Genomic DNA, 16,364 nt, shown 5'->3' with positions numbered 1-16,364 from the left:
TCTACAATCGTTTATTCATTTGATTAACCATTAGATTTTTCCAACTATTGAAATCTCCTGCTAATATATGTTTTCTTGCTTCGCGAACCAACCACAAATAGAACCCTAAATTATGGATGGTTGCTATTTGCATTCCTAATAGCTCATTGACAGAAAATAAATGCCTTAAATAGGCTTTGGTGTAATCAGTATCTACATAAGTCATACCCATTTCGTCAACAGGAGAAAAATCATCTTTCCATTTAACGTTTTTGATGTTCATGGTACCATGAGCGGTAAATAACATACCGTTCCTGGCATTTCTTGTAGGCATAACACAATCAAACATATCAATACCTAACGCAATGTTTTCTAAAATATTTATTGGTGTCCCAACGCCCATTAAATAACGCGGTTTATCTTCTGGTAAAATATTACAAACAATCTCTGTCATGGCATACATTTCCTCTGCTGGTTCACCCACTGATAAACCACCAATTGCATTACCAACCGCTCCTGCATTTGCAATATATTCTGCAGATTGCATCCGCAAATCTTTATAGGTACTCCCTTGAACTATTGGAAAAAAAGCTTGATCATAATTATATTTTAAGGGCGTTTTTTCCAGTTGATTAATACATCTATCTAACCAGCGATGGGTCATATGCATGGATCTTTTGGCATAATTATAATCACATGGATATGGTGTACATTCATCAAAAGCCATAATAATATCAGCGCCTATACTACGCTGAATTTCCATAACATTTTCTGGAGTAAAAGTATGATAACTCCCATCTATATGAGATTTAAACTTGACACCTTCCTCTTTAATTTTACGATTAGCTGATAATGAATAAACTTGGTATCCACCAGAATCAGTAAGAATGTTTCTATCCCAATTCATGAATTTATGAAGCCCTCCGGCCTTTTCCAAAATTTCCGTTTGAGGCCGAAGGTATAGATGATAGGTGTTTCCAAGAATAATATCGGGGTTAATATCATTTTTCAGTTCTCGCTGATGAACTCCCTTTACAGAAGCCACGGTTCCCACTGGCATAAAAATAGGCGTTTCAATTACGCCATGGTCTGTCCTTATAATTCCGGCTCTAGCTTTACTTTGTTGGTCTTTACCTTTTAACTCAAATTTCATAATCATAAAATCATCAGTCGGCAAACCTACATATTTTTTTAATTTTAATTTAATTTTATCTTACTAATATGTAGGTTCACTGATTCGAATTAAAATAATTTAAGACCTAGAAGTAAAGATAATTAACAAATCATTATATTAATTGTTATTGACAAAAAATAAACTTGTTAACACTACTTGAATTTTGGTTAAAATAGAACCTTATTACTTTGAAAAACTAGCATAAAAAGTTATTTTTGCGATACAAAATTTAACTAATTAAGACATGCCAAGCACACAACATTTAAATGATTTAACCATTCAAGTAAGAAGAGACATTTTACGAATGGTGCACAAAGTTAACTCCGGCCATCCTGGTGGTTCATTAGGCTGTACTGAATTTCTGGTAGCACTGTACAACGTAATTATGACTAGAAAAGAAGGTTTTAACATGGATGGAATTGGAGAAGATCTATTCTTCCTGTCAAATGGCCACATTTCACCTGCTTTCTATAGTGTTTTGGCACGTGCTGGTTATTTTCCCATTGAAGAATTAAATACCTTTAGATTAATTAACTCTAGGTTGCAAGGACATCCAACAACTCATGAAGGTTTACCAGGTGTAAGAATTGCTTCTGGTTCACTTGGCCAAGGTATGTCGGTTGCATTAGGTGCCGCTCAAGCAAAAAAACTTAACAATGATCATCACATTATTTATTCATTGCATGGTGACGGGGAATTACAAGAAGGTCAAAACTGGGAAGCTATTATGTATGCTTCTGCAAAAAAAGTTGATAATATTATTGCCACTGTAGATTTAAACGGACAACAAATTGATGGATCAACTGACACTGTTTTACCTATGGGCAGTATAAAAGAAAAGTTTGAAGCTTTTGGCTGGATAGTTTTTGAAATTGAAGAAGGAAATAATATGGTAGCCATTTTAAAAGGCATGTCTGAAGCAAAATCAAAAACCGGACAAGGTAAGCCTGTTTGTGTACTTTTAAAAACAGTTATGGGTAATGGGGTTGATTTCATGATGCATACACATGCATGGCATGGTAAAGCGCCAAACGATGAGCAGTTAGCTATTGGTTTAGCTCAAAACCCAGAAACTTTAGGAGATTATTAATTCCCAATTAGAAAAAAAATGAAAACATACACATATACAGAAAAGAAGGATACAAGAAGTGGTTTTGGTGCTGGATTAACAGAATTAGGAAGGACTAATCGGAATGTAGTGGCACTTTGTGCTGACTTGGTAGGCTCTTTAAAGATGGATCAGTTTATTGAAGAAAACCCTGATCGTTTTTTTCAAGTTGGTATTGCAGAAGCCAACATGATGGGCCTTGCCGCTGGTTTAACTATTGGAGGAAAAATTCCTTTTACAGGAACTTTTGCTAACTTTTCTACTGGTCGTGTTTATGACCAAATACGTCAATGTATAGCCTATTCAGGAAAGAACGTTAAAATTTGTGCTTCACATGCAGGTTTAACTTTAGGTGAAGATGGGGCTACACATCAGATTTTAGAGGATATCGGGCTTATGAAAATGCTTCCAGGTATGACCGTTATAAATACGTGTGATTACAACCAAACGAAAGCGGCAACTATTGCGATTGCGGATCATCAAGGACCCGTTTATCTGCGTTTTGGGAGACCAGCAGTACCCGTTTTCACTCCTGCTGATCAAAATTTTCAAATTGGAAAAGCCATTAAACTAACTGAAGGAAAAGATGTTACCATTGTAGCTACAGGGCATTTAGTTTGGGAAGCTTTAGAGGCTTCTAAAGTCTTGTTTGAAAGAGGCATTTCTGCAGAAGTTATTAATATACATACTATTAAACCTTTAGATGAAAAAGCGATTTTAGAATCCGTTTCAAAAACCGGTTGTATTGTAACGGCAGAAGAACATAATATCATTGGAGGTCTAGGTGAAAGCGTTGCACGAGTATTATCATTACACAGGCCAACACCTCAAGAATTCATAGGTACGAATGATATCTTTGGAGAATCTGGAACGCCAGCTCAATTAATGGAAAAGTATGGTTTAAACAGTGTTTCAATTATTTCAAAAGCAGAATCTGTAATAAAAAGAAAATAATATTTGTTTGGCAACGTTTTTGATTTAAGAATACTTCAAATCTTAAAAACGAAAATTATGAAAAATTTTAAAAGTGAATTCAATGCGAGTAAAAAAGTATTTTTTCTCGCATTATCTTTTATTTTAATTTCGGCTTCAACTTTCGCTCAATCTGGAAATGGTTTTGGAATTAAAGCTGGGTTAAATTATAATGCGAATGGTGATTATTTTGAGTCGATTAGTGCAAATGCCCAAAAACCCGATGGAAATATTGGATATCATATTGGTCTTTATGGTAAAATTGGAACAAGACTCTATTTTAAACCGGAATTAGTTTACACAAGTACAAAAAGCGATTATGATAGTGACACCTTTGAAATGCAAAAAATGGATGCACCTATGATTATAGGACTCCATGTACTTGGCCCTATTAGTGTTTTTGCCGGTCCATCGTTTCAATATATTTTGGATTCAGAATTTAGCGGTATCTCAATTAATGATATTGAAAATGATTTTTCTGTAGGACTCCATTTTGGTATTGGGTTGACTTTTGAAAAAATAGGGATTGATTTACGCTATGAAAGAGGATTTAACAACAATGAGGCTACATTTGTTAGCAATATAGGTGCTATTGGACCAAGCAGATTAGACACAAGACCAAATCAGTTAATTTTAAGTTTATCCTTTATTTTATAATTTTTAAAATTTCAAGGAAATAAAAAAGCTCGCGATTGCGAGCTTTTTTATTTTACTGGATGTAAAATACTTTTATTCGTTCTTATCAAGATAGTTAGGAATGCCATTACCATTAGAATCATACAAGGTTATAACAGTTCCTGTAAAAGAACCATCTAATTCCTGCTTTATTTTAACCAATACCTGATCTGCTTCTAAGGGTAAATTTTCTATAGCTTCTTTAGTAGCTTCATTATAAGTAGTTAATATAATCTCATTCGAGGTTAATTTACCATCTCCGTCATCGTCAACATCTACATAATCCGGAATTTTATCTCCATCTGTATCATCAAACTCTAATGTATAATCTGCATCGTTATTTAAATCTTCCATAAAGGAAGGCACACCATCATTATCATCGTCATTTTGAGACATTTGAAATAATTCAATACTAAAGATTAAAGGTGAATATGCTGGAATATTATTTGTTGATCCAGAGAAATAACCCAAACCAGAGGGAAAAAACAATACCCCTAAACCAAAATTATAAAAATCTATAGTTCCATCACCAACATCATTAAACCCCTCTGAAGTACTAAAATATGGCAATGCTTTACGCCATCCAGGAACCAAACCTAATAAATCAAAAGTTACAGGATTTGCAGTACTGTCAAACAAGTTGTCATTCAGCAATTTACCTTCATAATTCACCCTTACCTTATCACAGAATTTAGGGGAATCTCCGCCTCCTTGATTTAATTTTAAAACATAAAATTCATAGTCTGTTTCGGCAAAAACAGCGGGTAGCGTTTCAACTGCATCAATTAATAAAGTATTATTATCTGGATCAGGTAATACACCATCTTCAGGAAGTTTTGATATTTGTAAATCAGTTAAACTAGGGTTTAGGTTCGAAACCCCAAAAGCACTTGAATTATAATAATGTGTTTCTAAATAACCAATTATTGAATCATTATCTATAATTTGTTGCTCAGCCCTGTCCCTATCTGGCACAACCGTTGGTACATCATTCTTTTTACATGCTATAAAACCGAGTGATATCCCTAAAATGTACAGAGCTATTTTTCTTATTCTCATTATTGCTTATTTTTGAGGTGGCAAGATACAATTTTAATATAATTTTGCACAACAACATTAACGTAGTTTTACAAAAATAATATGCGTATTGATAAGTATTTATGGTGCATAAGGTATTATAAAACAAGAACCATTGCCACTACTGCCTGCAAGAAAGGGCATGTTAGGATAAATAAGGAAATTGTTAAACCTAGCCGAGAGGTTTATCCACAAGATTTAATTGAATTAAGAAAAGATCAAATAAATTATCAACTTGTTGTCAATGATATTCCTGAAAACAGAATTGGAGCTAAACTTGTTGACATATATAGAACTGACAAAACGCCAAAAGAGCAGTATGAAGCTCAAGAACTATTAAAATTATCTAAAGATTATTATAGAAAAAAAGGCGTTGGCAGACCTACTAAAAAAGATAGAAGAGATATGGATAATTTTAATGATGAAACATCCTTAACTGACCTTTAATTAAATAAAAAGGTGATTTGCATGTTCTATCTGTCCATTTAAAAAAAATAAAATAGACAGATAAAAATGAGTAATTTTATACTTTAATTTAATAAACCGTAATTATGACTGTTGAAAAAAATATCATATTGACTCATAATCAAATCAACAACAAAATAAGACGTATTGCTTTTCAGATTTATGAAAACAATGTAAACGAGACGGAAATTATTTTAGCAGGTATTGATAAAAACGGATACATCTTCGCAAAAAAACTAAAAACCGTTCTTCAGAAAATTTCTGATATTAATCCAATTCTTTGTAAAGTAAGTATCAATAAAAGGAATCCCTTAGAAGAAATAAAAACATCCATTCCTCCTGATGAATATGAAAATAAATCTTTGATTTTAGTTGATGATGTTTTAAACTCAGGCACTACATTAATTTATGGGGTTAAACACTTTTTGAATGTTCCTTTAAAGCAATTTAAAACAGCCGTTTTAGTGAATAGAAACCATAAAAAATATCCTGTTAAGGCTGATTTTAAAGGAATTTCCTTATCAACCTCCTTGCATGAACATGTTCAAATTATGCTGGAAGGGCCGGTTTTTGAAGCGTATTTAGATTAATACTTTAATTATTTCTTCAACAATTTCTTCTTTAGATTTATTATCTGTATTAATTTTAAAATGGGCCTGATCATAATATGGCGATCTTTCAAATAAATGCTTACCAATAAATTCAGTTAATTCATGATTGGTCTTAATATGTGAAATTAATGGACGCTTAATCTTTTCATTTTTTAATCTATTAATTAAAGATGGAATGGATGCTTTTAGGTAAATACTTTTAACATCATCAGTATCTAAAAGAGTCCTCATGTTATTACCATAACAAGGAGTACCTCCTCCCAGGGATAAAACAGTGTCATTGACATGATAGATGAGTTCTTTTAAATATAAGTTCTCCACTTTTCTAAAATAAATCTCACCTTTCGTATCAAAAATGTTCTTAACAGGCATTTTTTCCTTAGTTTCTATAAAATCATCCAAATCAATAAAATTATAGTTTAACCTTTTAGCCAAAACTTTACCTAAACTAGACTTTCCGGAAGCCATATACCCAATTAAAACTACAATCATAAATTTGCTTTGAATTGATTATTAAAAACATACGTTAGAGCACAGCAAAAAAACAAAAAAATCTTCTAAAAAAGCATTGTTTTATAAATTAAACATTTTATATTTGCACCCTCGTTAGAGAAAAACAAATGACCTGGTAGCTCAGTTGGTAGAGCATCTCCCTTTTAAGGAGAGGGTCCTGGGTTCGAGCCCCAGCCCGGTCACTAAAAAAGTTAAGCCATGTGCTTAACTTTTTTTATTTTTACATAATTCATTTGCGCACGTGGCGGAATTGGTAGACGCGCTAGCTTGAGGGGCTAGTATTCGCTTAGAATGTGGAAGTTCGAGTCTTCTCGTGCGCACTTTTTGATTATTTAATCATATCTTTTTTTTAACGAATATATTTTCTTAATTTTGTTTAACTATTTTTTATTATAAATGAACAATATTAAGACGGAGTTTAGCATTAAAGATTTAGAAAATCTTAGTGGCATTAAAGCTCACACAATAAGAATTTGGGAAAAACGCTATAACTTATTTCAGCCAAAGCGCACTGATACTAACATTAGATATTATTCTACTGAAAGTCTTCAAAAGATATTAAATGTGGCTTTCTTAAATAATAATGGCTACAAAATTTCAAAAATTTCAAGTTTAAGTAATAATGACATTTCTTCGCTTGTCAAAGAATTAGCTTCTAATGAAAATGTAGATGATGAGTATGCGGTTAACGCATTTAAACTTGCAATGTTAACTTTTGATCAGCGTTTATTTTCAAAAACTTACAAAGAGTTAATTGAAAAAAAATCCTTTAATGATATATTTTACAATGCCTTTATACCACTATTAAACGAAATTGGTCTTTTGTGGCAAACAGAAACTATCACCCCTGCTCATGAGCACTTCATTTCAACACGTATTAAACAAAAAATATTATTAAATACCGAAAAAAAGTCTGATGTAGCCCCAAACAACTGTGAAAGAACATTTGTATTTTTTCTTCCTGAAAATGAGATTCATGACATTGGTTTACTCTTTATTAATTATGAACTTGTAAGTCGGGGCTACCAAACACTATTTTTAGGTCAGAGTATTCCAACGGATAGCCTAGTTGACTTATTGAAATTTTTTGATGATATAACCTTTATATCCTATTTTACTGTAAAACCAGAAAAAGACGACATTGTAAATTATCTAGAACACTTCCAACAAACACTTTTAACAAATAATACAAATGAACTTTGGATTCTTGGATATATGCTTAAAAGTATAGATATAAATAAGTTACCAAAAAAAATCATCCCATTCGTTTCCATTGAGAAATTAGTGAATAAATTACAAAAGAAAAGTTAAATGTGTTTTTATTGTTTAGCTTTTATTTACATTTGTTAAACATATGAAAATATCTATAATAGGTTCTGGTTTCTCATCTTTAGCTGCTTCATGCTATTTAGCAAAAAAGGGCTATGATGTTACTATATTTGAAAAAAACACTACTATAGGTGGCAGAGCAAGGCAATTAAAAAAAGAGGGCTTCACCTTTGATATTGGTCCTACATGGTATTGGATGCCTGATGTTTTTGAACGTTTTTTTTCAGACTTTGGCAAAATTCCTTCAGATTATTACCAATTAGAAAAATTGAACCCTGCTTACAGTGTTTATTTTGGTGTTGATGATTATATAACCATAGAGGATACTATAGAAAAAATACTCATAGCTTTTGAAATAGAAGAAAAAGGTTCTTCTATAAAACTTCAAAAATTCATTGATACAGCAAAGAGCAATTATGATATTGCCATTAAAGATTTAGTATATAATCCTGGAGTTTCACCCTTAGAATTAGTTACATTTCAAACGGCAAAAAAAGTGAATCAATTTTTTAGCAACATTAAAAGAGATGTCAGGAAAGAATTTAAAAATGACCGTCTGGCTAAAATTCTTGAATTTCCTGTGCTTTTTTTAGGAGCCAAACCCAGTGATACCCCATCGTTTTATAGTTTTATGAATTATGCCGATTTTGGTATGGGTACCTTTCATCCAAAAAACGGTATGTATGAAGTCATTTTAGCAATTGCCTGCTTAGCTAAAGAATTAGGAGTTACTATTAAAACTGACAGTCCTATTGAAAAAATAATTATTGATAATGGACAAGCTAAAGGAATTATTTCAAAAGGAGAAACAATTCTTAGTGACATTGTACTCAGCGGGGCAGATTATCATCATACAGAAACCTTAGTCGACAAAACCTACAGGCAATATTCTGAAAACTATTGGAGTAAAAAAACTTTTGCCCCATCCTCTTTATTATTTTATGTTGGATTTGATAAAAAACTCATCAATGTAAATCATCACACCTTGTTCTTTGATGTGGATTTTGATATACATGCTGAAGCAATTTATGACAATCCGAAATGGCCCGAAAACCCATTATTTTATGCCAGTTTCCCCAGTAAAACAGATGTGAATTCAGCGCCAGAAGGACAAGAAGCAGGCATCTTTTTAATTCCATTAGCACCTGGATTAGAAGATACACCGGAATTAAGAGAAGCCTATTTTGAAAAAATAATGACTCGATTTGAAACATTAACTTCCCAAAAAATAAAAAATCATATTATATTTAAAGAATCTTTTTGTATTAATGATTTTATTAAAGATTATAATTCGTATAAAGGTAATGCCTATGGAATGGCAAACACATTAACACAAACTGCGTTCTTAAGACCTAAATTAAAAAGTAAAAAAGTAAAGAATTTATTCTTTACAGGACAATTGACAGTTCCAGGACCTGGAGTTCCGCCTTCTTTAATATCGGGTAAATTAGTTGCAGATTTAATAACTAAACATCATAGTCTATAAAATGAAATCATTATTTGATAACGTTTCATACCACTGCAGTATGATTGTCACCAAATCATACAGCACCTCATTTTCTTTAGCAACTAAAATGCTGGCCAAATCTATAAGAGCAGACATTTATAATATCTATGGCTTTGTTAGATTTGCAGATGAAATTGTAGATTCTTTTCATGATTATGATAAAAAAGTTCTTTTTAGCAACTTCTCCAGAGATATGGAAGAGGCTTTGGATAATAAGATTAGTTTAAATCCAATATTAAATTCATTTCAATATACATATCATAAGTATCAAATTGACAAACATTTAGTGGATTCCTTTATGGAAAGTATGCGTTTGGATTTGCATAAATCAAACTACCTGACTGAAGAGGAATTTAAAAAATATATCTATGGTTCGGCAGACGTTGTGGGCCTCATGTGTTTAAAGGTTTTTGTTAAAGGAGATAACGAAAAATATAATGAATTAAAAGATTCTGCCATGTCACTAGGTTCTGCTTTCCAAAAAGTAAATTTCCTTAGAGATTTAAAAGCAGACCATGAAGGTTTAGACAGAAGTTACTTCCCGAATGCTGATTTAAATAATCTTGACGAGATGGCAAAATTAGAGATTATACAGGATATTGAGCAAGATTTTGCAAAAGGTCTTCAAGGAATAAAAATGCTGCCCATTGAGGCGAAATTTGGTGTTTTTATGGCCTACCGATATTACAACCAATTATTAAAAAAATTGAAGAAAACGCCCGCTTTAAAGATAAAACAGGCAAGAATACGCGTTTCAAATCACAAAAAAATTGAGCTGTTAATGCGTAGTTATGTAAAATATCAATTAAATTTAATGTAAATTTATAGCATGCAAACTATTTATTGGATCTTAGTATTTATTACCGTTTTCTGCATTATGGAATTTATGGCCTGGTTCACTCATAAATACATTATGCATGGATTTTTATGGAGTTTGCATAAAGACCATCACAAAAAAGATCATGATAGCTGGTTTGAGCGTAATGACGCATTTTTTATTTTTTATGCCATAGTAAGTATGATTTGCTTCTATTTGTGGAGCTACGAAAGTATATGGTATTGTTTACCAATAGGCTTAGGCATCATGGCTTATGGAGCTGCTTATTTTCTTGTTCATGACATATTTATTCATCAACGTTTTAAATTATTCAGAAACGCCAATGGCTGGTATGCTAAAGGTGTAAGACGCGCTCATAAAATTCATCACAAACATTTAGGAAAAGAACAAGGTGAGTGCTTTGGCATGTTATTCGTTCCTTTTAAATACTTCAAACAATAATTACTTCAAATAAATGCTTTCTACAAATCATTTCGATTATATTATTATTGGAAATGGTTTAGCAGGATTGCAGTTAGCATTAGAATTTTCAAAGGACACCTTTTTTGATGACAAACAATTTGCTTTAATTGATGTATCAGATAAAAACAAGAATGACAAAACATGGTGTTTTTGGGAAAAAGGTATAGGAAAATGGGATCATATTGTATATAAAAATTGGAATGCAGCTAAGTTTTATTCTTCAACTAAAACACTAAACCTTGACTTAAATCCTTACAAATATAAAATGATTCGGTCTTCTGACTTTTATCAGGATGCCAAAGACAGGCTTTCCAAAAAGGAGAATTTTCATTTTATTATTGATCAGGTTACTCACGTTGAAGAAAATGAATTAGTTCGTATTACAACTGAAAACACTTCTTATTCAGCATCTCATGTTTTTGATAGCAGAATATCTGATTCATTTTTTAATAATTCAGATAAATACACAAGAATTAATCAACATTTTAAAGGTTGGATTATAGAAACTAAAAATGGGGTTTTTAATCCAGAAAGCTTTACAATGATGGATTACAGGCTAAAAGATGGTAAGCAAACTACTTTTACCTATGTTTTACCATTTTCAACAAAAAAAGCCTTAGTTGAGTTTACTTATTTCACTGAACATATTGTTGATGACAAAATATATGACAATTATTTAAAGCAATATCTTGCAAATTTCCTAAAAATTGAAGACTATGAAATTTTAGAAGTTGAAACCGGTAATATACCAATGACTGACTTTCCTTTTGAAAATGAATCTTCAAAAAATATTACTAAAATTGGCACGGCGGCTGGTTGGGTAAAAGGTTCAACAGGTTATTCTTTTAAACACACTGAAAAAAATGTTGCAAAAATTATTGAAAATATAAAATTCAATAATATCATATCGAAAGATTTAAATAATAAAAAATATCAATTTTACGATGCTATATTCCTTAAGGTTTTAAAAGATGAAAATGATAAAGGTGAATGGGTTTTTGAACAGTTCTATTCTAAAAACCCTGTTGAAACCATGTTTAAATTTTTAGATGAAGACTCTTCTATTTTTGAAGAATTGAAAATTATGCATTCCTTATTTTCATTTTCATTCATAAAGGCTTTTTTTAAAACCTTATTCTTTTAACAAGTTATCAATTACTGATCTTACTTTGTCACTGTTCCAATTAGCGGCTCCTGTTTCATCAATAATAATTTTACCTGTTTTATCAATTAAAAATGTTCGCGGGATTGTTGAGACTTCAAATATACTTTTATTAAAGGTTACCGGTCTAAGAATTTTGAAGTCATAATTGTTTTTGCTTAAAAATTTATTGATTTCAGAATACGGATCATTGGTTACCAGTAAAAATTCAACTTTATCTTTATAATCAGTATACAGATTTTGAATACTCGGCATTTCAGCAATACATGGAGGACACCAAGTAGCCCAGAAATTTACAAAAACAACCTTACCCTTTACACTTTCAAAATCAAAAACATTCCCATTTTTATCTTTTAATTTCCATTCATAACTTTTTAAAGTTGTTTGGTTTTCCTTTTTTTCAATACTCGGACTTATTAATGCAAATCCTTTATTTATAAAAACCTGAATAGGTTTTCTTGTTTGAGGAATGATCAATATAGCAATAACTACTAAAAAAATAAGATTACTTATTTGAGATTTGGAAAGTTTCATGAAAACAAATTAGAGATTTTTATAACTCGATATAATCTTACAAATTTAACAACAAAGCATAAAAAAACCTCCATTATTATGAAGGTTCTTTTAAACATCTAAATTTATTTATTCTTCTTCGTCAGATTTTTTACTGCTATCTTCTTCTAGGGAATCCAGCAAATCATGCGCTTGAAGCAAGTTGTACCATTGAATAACTTTCTTGATATCACTTACATAAACTCTATCTTCATCATAATCTGGTAGTACATTAAAGAAAAATTCTTCAAGAGCATCTTTACTATCTTTTGCACTCACGCTAGTTTGTTGCCCATTTTCCTTTTCTTTGATTTTTAAAAACACCTGTTTTAATGGCACCTCTTCTGTTAACGTATAGATAGCAATTTCACTCAATACACTCACGTTTTGTTGCACATTCACAGATAATCTTTTATTATCAATTAACGATTCTGCAACAAAACCTGCACGCGTCTGCGTAATCAGTTTAAACAGTCCAGGTTTTCCAGCAATAGCAATTATTTTTTCTAAGCTCATAAATTATTTTTAAAAAGGGCAAATATCACTTGTTTAGTAGTGCTTTGCAAATATTATCGTTTCTTTTTTTGATCTGGAAAACGCATTCTATAATCAACATCTATTTTCCCTTTTGAAATATTGGTTAATCTAGATTTTATTAGGCGTTTTTTAAAAGCTGATAATCTATCTGTAAATAAAATACCATCAATATGGTCATACTCATGCTGAATTACCCTAGCAATCAAACCATCAAATTCCTCAATATGTTTATTAAAATTTTCATCAACATACTCAATATTTAGTTTTGGATGTCTAAACACGTCCTCTCGCACATCTGGTATACTTAAGCAGCCTTCATTAAAAGCCCATTCATCACCTTCTTCTTTAGTGATTTTGGCATTTATAAAAACTCTCTTAAAGTCTTTGAGTGTATTTTGTTCTTCTGCTGTCAAATCATCATCTTCAGAAAATGGTGACGTATCAATTACAAATAAACGAATTGGCAATCCAATTTGAGGTGCTGCTAACCCTACTCCTAAAGCATTATACATAGTCTCAAACATATTTTCAATAAGTTTATCAAGATTAGGATAATCTTTAGTAATGGGGGTGCCCACTTTTTTTAAAACCCCATCTCCATATGCTACAATAGGTAAAATCATTGTTGTTTTTTGCTAATTTTATGCAAAAATACAATACTTACTTTTTATTGTAATCATTTAATTAAAAAAACTAATCATTAAGTATTAGGATTATTTTGAATACAAATAGCTCTGAAGTATAAGAGTGGCACTAATTTCATCAATAAGTGCTTTGTTTTTTCTTTGATTTTTTTTCAATCCACTATCAATCATCGTTTGAAAAGCCATTTTTGATGTAAAACGTTCATCTACTCGTTTAATAGGAATATTTGGGAAAACATTATCCAATTTTTTAATAAACGGAATAATTAAAGCTTCACTTTCTGAAGGCGAATTGTTCATTTGTTTAGGTTCACCTATAAGAAACAATTCTACCTTTTCCTTTTTAATATAGTCCTTAAGAAAGGAAATAAGATCATTAGTCAAAACTGTAGTAAGTCCAGACGCTATTATTTGCAATTCATCAGTAACAGCAATACCTGTTCTTTTCAATCCATAATCAATTGCTAATATGCGCCCCATAAAAAAATTTTATTCAAAAATAGTCAATAAAAAAAAGGTTATCAAAATTGATAACCTTTTTCAAACTTATAGATATGAAATATTAAGCTACTTGATCCTTATTAAATTCAGGAAATAACAAATTTATATTTTGAACATTTCTTTTTTGATTTAAATATATTCTGATATCGCTATCTCTTGCAATAACATCATTAGTATTTAACTCTTTGTTTTCATTTACAGTAGTTTCATTAGTTTGAGTAGTTGAAACTTCAATTATAATTTCAGAAACAGAAATATTTACATTATTAATAAGCTCAGTAGAACTTTCTTGTGCGTTAGCAACTGAGAAAGAAAGTAATAAAATTAATAAGATGTAAAAATTTAATTTCATGTTACTTAGATTTTTTTGTTGAAACAAATATATATACACCTAGAGGCTAATACACAATAAATTAGTTGTAACTAACTAGATTTTCGATGATTAGAGAAGCTACCATTTTTGTCGTTGAATAGATTAAATAACTCATTTCAACGTCATAATTCACCCATAATGTGTTTTATCGATGATTCAATTTAGTTGGGAGGTAAAAAGTTTTTTTTTAAAATATTTTTAATCACATTTATGTATTTCAACTATTAGTCCAATTTATATTCTTCAGTTAAACTTTTTATTTTAAACATAGATACTATCTTTGCCAAAAAGAATTTCAACCATGAAACAAATACAACATATCATAGAAAAAGCCTGGGAAAACAGAACGCTTTTAAAAGAACCTGAAACCATTAATGCTATAAGAGAGGTCATTTCTTTATTAGATTCCGGTGAACTTCGCGTTGCAGAACCCGCTACAAATGGCTGGCAAGTTAATGAATGGGTAAAAAAAGCAGTTGTTTTATACTTCCCAATACAAACGATGCAAACTATAGAAGTTGGCCCCTTTGAATTTCATGATAAAATACCATTAAAAACAGGATATGCTGAAAAAGGAATAAGAGTGGTACCGCACGCAGTTGCACGTCACGGAGCATATATCTCAAAAGGAACCATCTTAATGCCTAGCTATGTAAATATTGGAGCCTATGTAGATGAAGGCACTATGGTGGACACATGGGCAACTGTTGGTAGTTGTGCTCAAATTGGAAAAAATGTGCATTTATCTGGTGGTGTTGGTATTGGTGGTGTTTTAGAGCCCTTACAGGCGGCTCCTGTTATCATTGAAGACAATGCGTTTATTGGATCTCGTTGTATAGTAGTAGAAGGCGTTCGTGTTGAAACCGAGGCTGTTTTAGGGGCAAATGTTGTTTTAACAATGAGTACAAAAATCATTGATATTACAGGTGAAACCCCTGTTGAATACAAAGGTAGGGTTCCTGCCAGATCAGTTGTAATTCCAGGTAGTTATTCGAAAAAATTTCCTGCTGGTGAATTTCAAGTACCTTGCGCTTTAATTATTGGAAAACGTAAAGAAAGTACAGATAAGAAAACGTCCTTAAATAATGCACTTCGTGAGAATGATGTAGCGGTTTAACGGCCCTTTTAATTAGTCTTTGTTTCCTGTTTTTGAAGTTTTCTGAGTTTAGCGTATTTCATGTAAGAAAAGAAGGCCTGTATAAAAGAAAAGGTAAAACCATCAACTCCATTAAAGATACCTTTCTGTAAAAAATAACATTTAAAGAAAGACACAAAACCATGGCTAAAAGGTGTAAAAGGATTAGTCCGCCTTTTGGTTTTAATAAATTGTTCTGCCTGCCAATCAGTATATTGATTTTTTTTGGCAATAATCTGGTATAAATTACTCCAAGCATAGTGTGCAAAGTGTACATTTACTCTTTTAATATTTTTGCCCTCAACTCTTTGATGTACCATAGCTTTTGATGGAGAGGCAGTTTTTTTATTAAAGAATCTACAGGCATAATCGGGGTACCAACCAGCAAAATCTATAATATCATTACCGAGATAATTTTTTCTTCTAAACTCATAACCATCATAAACATCCGTTTCAAAACTTTTGCTCAATATAAATTCCAAGGCATCTTCCTCTAAAAACTCATCTGCGTCAGGGTTTAAAATCCAGTCATTTTTACAAAACTGCAAACCATGAATACGTTGAGGACCATCTCCTAAAAATTTCTGACAATATACTCTTGCCCCATGTTTTTCGGCAATTTCAGCTGTTTTATCCACACTGAAAGAATCTATAATAATTACTTCATCACAAACTTTAAAAAGAGTTTTAACACATCTTTCAATATATTTTTCCTCATTATAAGTTATAACCAGACCACTGATTCCCATG

Annotated in this window: 20 protein-coding genes and 2 tRNA genes; 13 read left to right on the top strand and 9 right to left on the bottom strand. The window is 31.3% G+C overall.

Going from position 1 to position 16,364, the window contains the following annotated elements; all coding sequences use genetic code 11:
- Position 1: 1 nt before the first annotated feature.
- Positions 2–1,132 (bottom strand): tRNA guanosine(34) transglycosylase Tgt, encoded by a 1,131-nt coding sequence (gene tgt / locus V8G56_RS06330; RefSeq protein WP_395437579.1) that lies wholly within the window; start codon positions 1,130–1,132, stop codon positions 2–4.
- Positions 1,133–1,397: 265 nt separating this feature from the next.
- On the opposite strand from tgt, the gene V8G56_RS06325 reads away from it, so the two are divergent.
- Genes V8G56_RS06325 through V8G56_RS06315 form a run of 3 tightly spaced genes read left to right on the top strand, consistent with a single transcriptional unit; the run spans position 1,398 to position 3,890 of the window.
- Positions 1,398–2,243, top strand: coding sequence for a transketolase (locus tag V8G56_RS06325; protein WP_395437578.1), 846 nt, complete (start codon positions 1,398–1,400; stop codon positions 2,241–2,243).
- Between the two features lie 18 nt (positions 2,244–2,261).
- Positions 2,262–3,215: a transketolase family protein gene (locus V8G56_RS06320; protein WP_395437577.1), complete on the top strand. Its 954-nt coding sequence runs from the start codon at positions 2,262–2,264 to the stop codon at positions 3,213–3,215.
- Positions 3,216–3,272: 57 nt separating this feature from the next.
- Complete coding sequence (locus V8G56_RS06315) at positions 3,273–3,890, top strand: outer membrane beta-barrel protein (RefSeq protein WP_395437576.1); 618 nt, start codon at positions 3,273–3,275, stop codon at positions 3,888–3,890.
- A gap of 72 nt (positions 3,891–3,962) precedes the next feature.
- On the opposite strand, the gene V8G56_RS06310 is transcribed toward V8G56_RS06315, so the two are convergent.
- Positions 3,963–4,967 carry an FKBP-type peptidyl-prolyl cis-trans isomerase gene (locus V8G56_RS06310; RefSeq protein WP_395437575.1) on the bottom strand — a complete coding sequence of 335 codons (1,005 nt, stop codon included), beginning with the start codon at positions 4,965–4,967 and terminating at the stop codon, positions 3,963–3,965.
- 81 nt (positions 4,968–5,048) lie between these two features.
- Here V8G56_RS06310 and V8G56_RS06305 point away from each other — a divergent pair, with 81 nt between their 5' ends.
- Positions 5,049–5,432 carry an RNA-binding S4 domain-containing protein gene (locus tag V8G56_RS06305; protein ID WP_395437574.1) on the top strand — a complete coding sequence of 128 codons (384 nt, stop codon included), beginning with the start codon at positions 5,049–5,051 and terminating at the stop codon, positions 5,430–5,432.
- Positions 5,433–5,536: 104 nt separating this feature from the next.
- Positions 5,537–6,040, top strand: a complete 504-nt coding sequence (locus V8G56_RS06300; protein ID WP_395437573.1) for a phosphoribosyltransferase family protein — start codon at positions 5,537–5,539, stop codon at positions 6,038–6,040.
- Here V8G56_RS06300 and V8G56_RS06295 read toward each other — a convergent pair.
- Positions 6,032–6,553: a shikimate kinase gene (locus tag V8G56_RS06295; protein WP_395437572.1), complete on the bottom strand. Its 522-nt coding sequence runs from the start codon at positions 6,551–6,553 to the stop codon at positions 6,032–6,034. The two genes, V8G56_RS06300 and V8G56_RS06295, sit on opposite strands and share 9 nt — an antisense overlap.
- Positions 6,554–6,683: 130 nt before the next feature.
- Here V8G56_RS06295 and V8G56_RS06290 point away from each other — a divergent pair.
- The 7 genes from V8G56_RS06290 (at position 6,684) to V8G56_RS06260 (ending at position 11,854) form a co-directional block, all read left to right on the top strand.
- A tRNA-Lys gene (locus tag V8G56_RS06290) sits at positions 6,684–6,756 on the top strand.
- A gap of 53 nt (positions 6,757–6,809) precedes the next feature.
- Positions 6,810–6,894, top strand: a tRNA-Leu gene (locus tag V8G56_RS06285).
- Positions 6,895–6,970: 76 nt separating this feature from the next.
- Positions 6,971–7,885: a MerR family transcriptional regulator gene (locus V8G56_RS06280; RefSeq protein WP_395437571.1), complete on the top strand. Its 915-nt coding sequence runs from the start codon at positions 6,971–6,973 to the stop codon at positions 7,883–7,885.
- A 43-nt stretch (positions 7,886–7,928) separates the two neighbouring features.
- Complete coding sequence (locus V8G56_RS06275) at positions 7,929–9,389, top strand: phytoene desaturase family protein (RefSeq protein ID WP_395437570.1); 1,461 nt, start codon at positions 7,929–7,931, stop codon at positions 9,387–9,389.
- Between the two features lies 1 nt (position 9,390).
- Positions 9,391–10,230 carry a phytoene/squalene synthase family protein gene (locus V8G56_RS06270; RefSeq protein ID WP_395437568.1) on the top strand — a complete coding sequence of 280 codons (840 nt, stop codon included), beginning with the start codon at positions 9,391–9,393 and terminating at the stop codon, positions 10,228–10,230.
- Between the two features lie 9 nt (positions 10,231–10,239).
- Positions 10,240–10,689 carry a sterol desaturase family protein gene (locus V8G56_RS06265; RefSeq protein ID WP_395437567.1) on the top strand — a complete coding sequence of 150 codons (450 nt, stop codon included), beginning with the start codon at positions 10,240–10,242 and terminating at the stop codon, positions 10,687–10,689.
- A 13-nt stretch (positions 10,690–10,702) separates the two neighbouring features.
- Complete coding sequence (locus V8G56_RS06260) at positions 10,703–11,854, top strand: lycopene cyclase family protein (RefSeq protein WP_395437566.1); 1,152 nt, start codon at positions 10,703–10,705, stop codon at positions 11,852–11,854.
- On the opposite strand, the gene V8G56_RS06255 is transcribed toward V8G56_RS06260, so the two are convergent.
- The 5 genes from V8G56_RS06255 to V8G56_RS06235 all read right to left on the bottom strand — a co-directional run bounded on the left by V8G56_RS06255 (position 11,843) and on the right by V8G56_RS06235 (position 14,458).
- A complete protein-coding gene (locus tag V8G56_RS06255) occupies positions 11,843–12,406 on the bottom strand; it encodes a TlpA family protein disulfide reductase (RefSeq protein WP_395437565.1) in 564 nt (187 codons plus the stop codon). The two genes, V8G56_RS06260 and V8G56_RS06255, sit on opposite strands and share 12 nt — an antisense overlap.
- A 108-nt stretch (positions 12,407–12,514) precedes the next feature.
- Entirely contained in the window at positions 12,515–12,940 is a 426-nt protein-coding gene (locus V8G56_RS06250) for a DUF5606 family protein (protein WP_395437564.1), read from the bottom strand.
- 53 nt (positions 12,941–12,993) lie between these two features.
- On the bottom strand, positions 12,994–13,584 hold the full coding sequence (gene def, locus V8G56_RS06245) for a peptide deformylase (RefSeq protein ID WP_395437563.1): 591 nt from the start codon (positions 13,582–13,584) through the stop codon (positions 12,994–12,996).
- Between the two features lie 90 nt (positions 13,585–13,674).
- Complete coding sequence (gene ruvX / locus V8G56_RS06240) at positions 13,675–14,085, bottom strand: Holliday junction resolvase RuvX (protein WP_395437562.1); 411 nt, start codon at positions 14,083–14,085, stop codon at positions 13,675–13,677.
- Positions 14,086–14,167: 82 nt separating this feature from the next.
- Entirely contained in the window at positions 14,168–14,458 is a 291-nt protein-coding gene (locus V8G56_RS06235; protein WP_395437561.1) for a hypothetical protein, read from the bottom strand.
- A 322-nt stretch (positions 14,459–14,780) separates the two neighbouring features.
- Between V8G56_RS06235 and V8G56_RS06230 the strand changes: the two genes are divergently transcribed.
- Positions 14,781–15,596: a 2,3,4,5-tetrahydropyridine-2,6-dicarboxylate N-succinyltransferase gene (locus V8G56_RS06230; RefSeq protein ID WP_395437560.1), complete on the top strand. Its 816-nt coding sequence runs from the start codon at positions 14,781–14,783 to the stop codon at positions 15,594–15,596.
- Positions 15,597–15,604: 8 nt separating this feature from the next.
- On the opposite strand, the gene V8G56_RS06225 is transcribed toward V8G56_RS06230, so the two are convergent.
- The gene (locus V8G56_RS06225) at positions 15,605–16,363 is read right to left on the bottom strand and encodes a glycosyltransferase family 2 protein (RefSeq protein ID WP_395437559.1); all 759 of its coding nucleotides are present in this window, start codon (positions 16,361–16,363) and stop codon (positions 15,605–15,607) included.
- Position 16,364: the final 1 nt, after the last annotated feature.

This window comes from Gaetbulibacter aquiaggeris, assembly GCF_044003965.1.
GTDB classification, from domain to species: domain Bacteria; phylum Bacteroidota; class Bacteroidia; order Flavobacteriales; family Flavobacteriaceae; genus Yeosuana; species Yeosuana aquiaggeris.
Note: the sequence above shows the minus strand (reverse complement) of the source record. Positions and strands in the feature narration are given on the sequence as shown.